This window comes from Flavobacterium sp. (genome assembly GCF_049318325.1).
Classification (GTDB): Bacteria; Bacteroidota; Bacteroidia; order Flavobacteriales; family Flavobacteriaceae; genus Flavobacterium.
The window spans coordinates 1-5,666 of sequence record NZ_JBMOGQ010000135.1 but is presented as its reverse complement, the minus strand read 5'-3'; the positions used below and the strand labels follow the sequence as shown (position 1 = coordinate 5,666).

8 protein-coding genes and 1 pseudogene are annotated in these 5,666 nt (G+C 33.3%); all 9 read left to right on the top strand.

Annotated elements, in window-relative coordinates; genetic code table 11:
• A pseudogene (locus tag ACOYLP_RS10290) lies at window positions 1–342 on the top strand (gliding motility protein RemB); the annotation flags it as partial.
• 122 nt (window positions 343–464) lie between these two features.
• Complete coding sequence (cyoE, locus tag ACOYLP_RS10285; RefSeq protein ID WP_422856083.1) at window positions 465–1,367, top strand: heme o synthase; 903 nt, start codon at window positions 465–467, stop codon at window positions 1,365–1,367.
• A 6-nt stretch (window positions 1,368–1,373) separates the two neighbouring features.
• Window positions 1,374–1,955 (top strand): cytochrome c oxidase subunit 3, encoded by a 582-nt coding sequence (locus ACOYLP_RS10280; protein ID WP_422856082.1) that lies wholly within the window; start codon window positions 1,374–1,376, stop codon window positions 1,953–1,955.
• 43 nt (window positions 1,956–1,998) lie between these two features.
• Window positions 1,999–3,030 carry a cytochrome c oxidase subunit 3 gene (locus ACOYLP_RS10275; RefSeq protein ID WP_422856081.1) on the top strand — a complete coding sequence of 344 codons (1,032 nt, stop codon included), beginning with the start codon at window positions 1,999–2,001 and terminating at the stop codon, window positions 3,028–3,030.
• Between the two features lie 20 nt (window positions 3,031–3,050).
• Complete coding sequence (locus tag ACOYLP_RS10270; RefSeq protein ID WP_422856080.1) at window positions 3,051–3,407, top strand: cytochrome C oxidase subunit IV family protein; 357 nt, start codon at window positions 3,051–3,053, stop codon at window positions 3,405–3,407.
• 88 nt (window positions 3,408–3,495) lie between these two features.
• A complete protein-coding gene (locus ACOYLP_RS10265) occupies window positions 3,496–4,155 on the top strand; it encodes a hypothetical protein (protein WP_422856079.1) in 660 nt (219 codons plus the stop codon).
• Window positions 4,156–4,162: 7 nt separating this feature from the next.
• Window positions 4,163–4,846, top strand: a complete 684-nt coding sequence (locus ACOYLP_RS10260; protein ID WP_422856078.1) for an SCO family protein — start codon at window positions 4,163–4,165, stop codon at window positions 4,844–4,846.
• Window positions 4,839–5,432, top strand: coding sequence for a DUF420 domain-containing protein (locus ACOYLP_RS10255; RefSeq protein ID WP_422856077.1), 594 nt, complete (start codon window positions 4,839–4,841; stop codon window positions 5,430–5,432). Before ACOYLP_RS10260 ends, ACOYLP_RS10255 begins: the two co-directional genes overlap by 8 nt.
• A partial coding sequence (locus ACOYLP_RS10250; RefSeq protein WP_422856076.1) for a hypothetical protein occupies window positions 5,422–5,666 on the top strand: 245 nt, incomplete at its 3' end. The genes ACOYLP_RS10255 and ACOYLP_RS10250, both read left to right, overlap by 11 nt.

The window sequence follows — 5,666 nt, the reverse complement described above, 5'->3', positions numbered from 1 at the left end:
TATTTTGCCGATGCTAAAGTTACTTTTGGGGAACGCGGACTGGATTTTAATAATGGAACAGACAATTTTAATTACGGAAGCAATATTTATTTGAGTTATAACGATGGCAGACCTTTCGATACAGGTGTAAACATTGGACAAGGAAACAAAACCAGTATTTTTATCGCAGATTTGCAAGCAGGTTATTTGATAAATCCTTCGTCGAATATGAAACTGTTTGGTAGTTTTATTTACAGAAACTTTAACCCAGCAACCGAAACTACAACTGCCATTAAAGAAAGTACGACTTGGTTCTCAGTTGGACTAAGATGTGATATCTTTAATTGGTATTTTGATTATTAATTAGTTGAATAAATAGAAACAAAATCCATCAATTTGATGGTTTTTTTATTGGAATAAAATGAATTCTTTTTTTGCCAAATCGTTTTCTATAAAGTACCTTTGCGCCAGTTTTTAAATCATTGATGAACGCTACCACTTCTACATTTTCCTTCAAACAAATTGCGATTGATTTTAAAGAAATCACCAAAGCAGGTTTAGCTGTTAGTGTGGTGTTTTCTTCAATTGCAGGATATTTGCTTGGCGTACTCGATTTTCACGATTTAAAAGTTACGACCTTATTGATGTTGGCCGTTGGAGGTTATTGTATGGTTGGCGCTTCCAATGCCTTTAATCAGGTAATAGAAAAAGATCTTGACGCATTAATGGACAGAACCAAAAACCGTCCGGTAGCCTCAGGTAGAATGTCTCCAAACAAAGCGCTGTTTATTGCCAGTTTACTAACAATTGTAGGATTGATTTTATTGTATAATATTAATCCAAAGTCGGCCATGTTTGGTGCGATTTCTATTTTTTTATACACGAGTGTTTATACACCGTTAAAACAATACACACCGCTTTCGGTTTTTGTGGGTGCATTTCCCGGCGCGATTCCATTTATGCTGGGTTGGGTTGCAGCTACAAATAATTTTGGTATTGAAGCCGGAACACTTTTCTTAATACAATTCTTTTGGCAGTTTCCTCATTTTTGGTCCATTGGCTGGTTTTTGTTTGATGACTATCAAAAAGCAGGATTCTTTATGCTGCCAACCGGAAAAAAAGACACATCAACTGCTTTGCAAACCATATTATATTGTGTTTGGTTGTTAGTAGCTTCTATGTTGCCATGCTTGGGTTATACAGGAAGATTATTTATTTCGCCAATTGCTGCAGTAATCGTATTTTTGCTTGGCCTTTGGATGATTTTTTACGCAGTGAAATTATATCAGGACAGAACTTCAAAAGCAGCCCGAACATTAATGTTGGTTAGTGTTTCTTATATATCTTTGTTGCAATTGGTTTATATTATGGATAAATTTTTAAGATAGTTACTTATGAAAATGACTGCCCAAGAAGAAAAAGAAAGAAATGCAAGATCAGCAAAACTATTATTGTTGTTTGCCATGGGAAGCATGACGATGATGTTTGCCGGAATAGTAAGTGCTTTTGTGGTTAGTAAATCGAGGGAAGATTGGATGAAGAATTTTCAGTTGCCAAACGCTTTTTACTTTAGCACACTAGTGATTATTTTGTGTAGCATAACTTTCCATTTGGCCAAAAAAGCGATACAGAAGGATAATAGATTATTGACGACTAATTATCTTTTACTGACTTTAGCCTTGGGAATTTCCTTTGTGTTTTTTCAATTTAAAGGCTTTGGACAATTGATGGATAGCGGCCATTTTTTTACTGGTCCGGAGAGTAATATTGCCTCAACTTTTCTATACGTAATTGCTACTGTCCACCTCGCGCATCTTGCCGGAGGATTAATTTCGCTTTTAATCATAATTTATAATCATTTTAAACAAAAATACAATTCAAGTCAAACGCTTGGAATTGAGCTAGGTGCAATGTATTGGCACTTTCTTGATTTCTTATGGGCTTGTTTGTTTTTATTTTTATATTTCTTTAAATAAGAAAAAAAATCTAAATTTGGGAACTTTTTAACTTATAACTTTTATGGGAGCTACAGTTACTTCTGAAAATAATACTGAAAACACTTGGGGTGGCGGAAATGAGCCAATGGGTGCAAGTTATGGCAAATTGATGATGTGGTTTTTCATCGTTTCTGATGCTTTAACTTTCTCTGGTTTTCTTGCTGCGTATGGTTTTTCAAGATTTAAATTTATTGATAATTGGCCAATTGCCGATGAGGTGTTTACACACTTTCCTTTTTTACATGGTGTAGAAGCACCTATGTACTATGTGGCATTAATGACTTTTATCCTTATTTTTTCCTCTGTAACAATGGTTTTAGCTGTTGATGCTGGCCATAATATGAAACAAAAAAAGGTAGCATTTTATATGCTTTTAACTATTCTTGGAGGTTTAATCTTCGTAGGCTCGCAAGCCTGGGAATGGAAAAATTTTATCAAGGGAGAATTTGGTGCTGTTGAAACCAAAGGAGGAAGCATCATACAATTCGTAAACAAAGAAGGCGAAAGAGTTAAATTAGCTGATTTTGTTGAGCATCTTCCTGGGCAAAGAGAAGCTTTAACAAGAGATAAGGGTATATGGTTCATGAAAGATGAAGAATCAATTCCAACTTATACTGTTGCTGAAGTACAAGCGAGTTTTAAAGCTCATCCAGAATTGTTAATTCGAACAGAAAAAATTTACAGAGGTACTGCTGAAGATAGAGCAAACAAAAAGCTTGAGCCAGGTTTAAATCAAAACAAAAAAAGAGAAATTTTAAACAGAGCAGAGTCTGAAATTATGGTAGCTAATGGAGCTGCTGTTGTTGAAGGAGCTAACTTGAAACACAATGAGTACGGAAGTAAATTATTTGCCGATTTCTTCTTTTTTATCACAGGTTTCCATGGTTTCCACGTATTCTCAGGAGTTGTTATCAACTTCATTATTTTCTTAAATGTAGTTTTAGGTACCTATGAGAAAAGAAGAACCTATGAAATGGTCGAAAAAGTTGGACTTTATTGGCACTTTGTCGATTTAGTTTGGGTATTCGTATTTACATTCTTCTACTTAGTTTAATTCTTTAGAAAATTTATATTATGTCACACGCACACGAGCACGTATCAAATACAAAAAGAATCTGGATGGTTTTTGCACTTTTGTCTGTAGTAACTACAGTTGAGGTGTATTTAGGAATTATTAGACCGAGTTTTTTATTCATGAATAATTTTTTAAGCATGAACCTATTAAACTGGGTATTTATTTTATTAACACTTTATAAAGCATACTATATTGTTTGGGCCTTCATGCACATGGAAGGTGAAAAAAGTAGTTTGCGCTGGTCGGTTGTAGCGACTGTTATTTTCCTTGTATTATATTTATTATTTATACTTCTTGTTGAAGCAGATTACGTTTTCGAGGTTTTTAAAAATAGCACTATTAAGTGGAATTTTTAACACTATATTAATTCAAAAAAATGTCCCGTCGAGTTATCATACAAGGCGGGATTTTTTTATTTTTGTACATTCATTTTCCATAGTTCTAATGAAAAAAAATATTGTCCTTTTTATATTATTTGTTTTACCCATAGTTGCTTATCTTTTCTTTGCATCAGGAGTAAATAGTTTTATTTCGTTACCAATCATTACCAAAAATGTTCCGGAAGTAAAAACTTGGAAATCTTTAGACAATAAGCCAGTAGGATTAACAAATAAAATTACTATCCTAGGCTTTATTGGGACTGATGTAATGAAACATAAAGGCAATTTTTTTAACCTTTATGAAACCATCTATGATAAATATAAAGATTTTAAAGATTTTCAAGTAGTAATGGTATTACCTGACGGAACACAAAGCCAGGTTGAAGAGTTACTAAAAATAGATATACAGAAATTAGGTACCCACAAAGGATGGAATTTTGTTTTTGCTTCCCCAAATGAAATTACTACTTTCTATAACAAACTTCAATTGGTCGGAAAACTTGATAATACATTGGCAACCCCAAATGTTTTTATCATCGACAAAAAAAGAAACTTAAGAGGCAGAAAAGGAGAAGATCAAAAAGGGACGCCTGAGTACAAAGAAGGCTACAGCACCGTTTTGGTTTCGGAGCTCTATAATAAGATGATGGACGATATGAAAATCATCATTTATGAATATCGTGCCGCGCTTAAAAAAAACAATAATGCTTCCAAAGGACTATAGAATTTAGATGAAAAATAAATCATATATCGGATTATCATTTGTTGTTTTGGTCTTTGGTATCATCTTTATTCCGAAAATTATTAACAGAATAAAAAGTGATACAGTAGTACAAGGCGATAGACTCGATGCTGTTTCCAATCACAAAAAAGGGGAAACAGGTTTGGTTACAATTGGTCCGGTTCCAAAATTTGAATTAACCGACCAAAACGAAATAATGGTTAGCAACAAAACCTATTTAGGTAAAGTATATGTGGTAGAATTTTTCTTCACAACCTGCCCTTCTATTTGCCCTATAATGAATAGAAATATGATTGATATTCAAAATAATTTTTTTGGAAATCCAAATTTCGGAATAGCCTCAATCTCTATAGACCCGGAACACGACACCCCAAAAGTAATGAAAGAGCATGCTAAAATTCTTGGTGTGAAATCGTCTAATTGGCATTTTTTAACCGGAGATAAAGACTATATTTTTAACATTGCCAACAAAGGATTTAATCTCTATGCCGGCGAAGATAAGAATGTGAATGGAGGTTTTGAACACTCAGGTTTTTTTGCTTTAATTGATAAAAAAGGAAATATACGTTGTAGAAAAGATAAATTTGGGAACCCAATTTTATACTATGATGGTTTAGATAAAAAAGGTGTAAAAGCAATTACAGAAGACATTAAAAAACTATTAAATGAATAATTCAAATAAAAAAACGTTAGAACAAAGATTTAGACTTTCAATAATTATAGTTTCAATAGTAATACCGATAGCTGTAGCTATCTTATTTACCGTGAAGCTAAAAGATTTTGGCATAGAGGTAGAGCCACTATCTTTTTTACCGCCAATTTATGCTTCCATAAACGGGCTTACTGCCTTACTTTTACTAATGGGTGTAATGGCAATAAAAAACGGAAATAAAAAAGTGCACGAAAGATTCATGACAATGGCAATTGCCTGTTCAGTAGTTTTTTTGGTAATGTATGTGGCCTATCACATGACAGCAGATTCTACAGTTTATGGAGATGTTGATGGAAATAAAATTTTAGATGTAACTGAAAAAGCAAATGCAGGTTCAATACGCTATTTGTATTTATTTATTTTGCTTAGTCATATTGCTTTATCAATAGTAATTATTCCTTTGGTATTGATTACCTATGTAAGAGCATTAGCAGCTCAATTTGACAAACATAGAAAGCTTGCAAAAATTACTTTTCCTTTATGGTTGTATGTTGCCGTAACTGGAGTTGTGGTATATTTAATGATTTCGCCATACTATGCAAACTAAAGCCAAAAGTCAAAAGCCAAAAGTCACTAGCTTTAAACTTTTGCTTATTGCCTATTGCCTAATGCCTATTGCCTCTTTTTCACAATGCGCCATGTGTCGTGCTTCTTTAGAAAGTGAAGGCAATAAAACGAGAGTAGAAGCGGTAAATGATGGAATTGTTTTTCTTATGGCAGTTCCATATATTATAGTTGCAGTAATTGGATTCGCGATTTATAGGATGTATTTCAAAAAAAG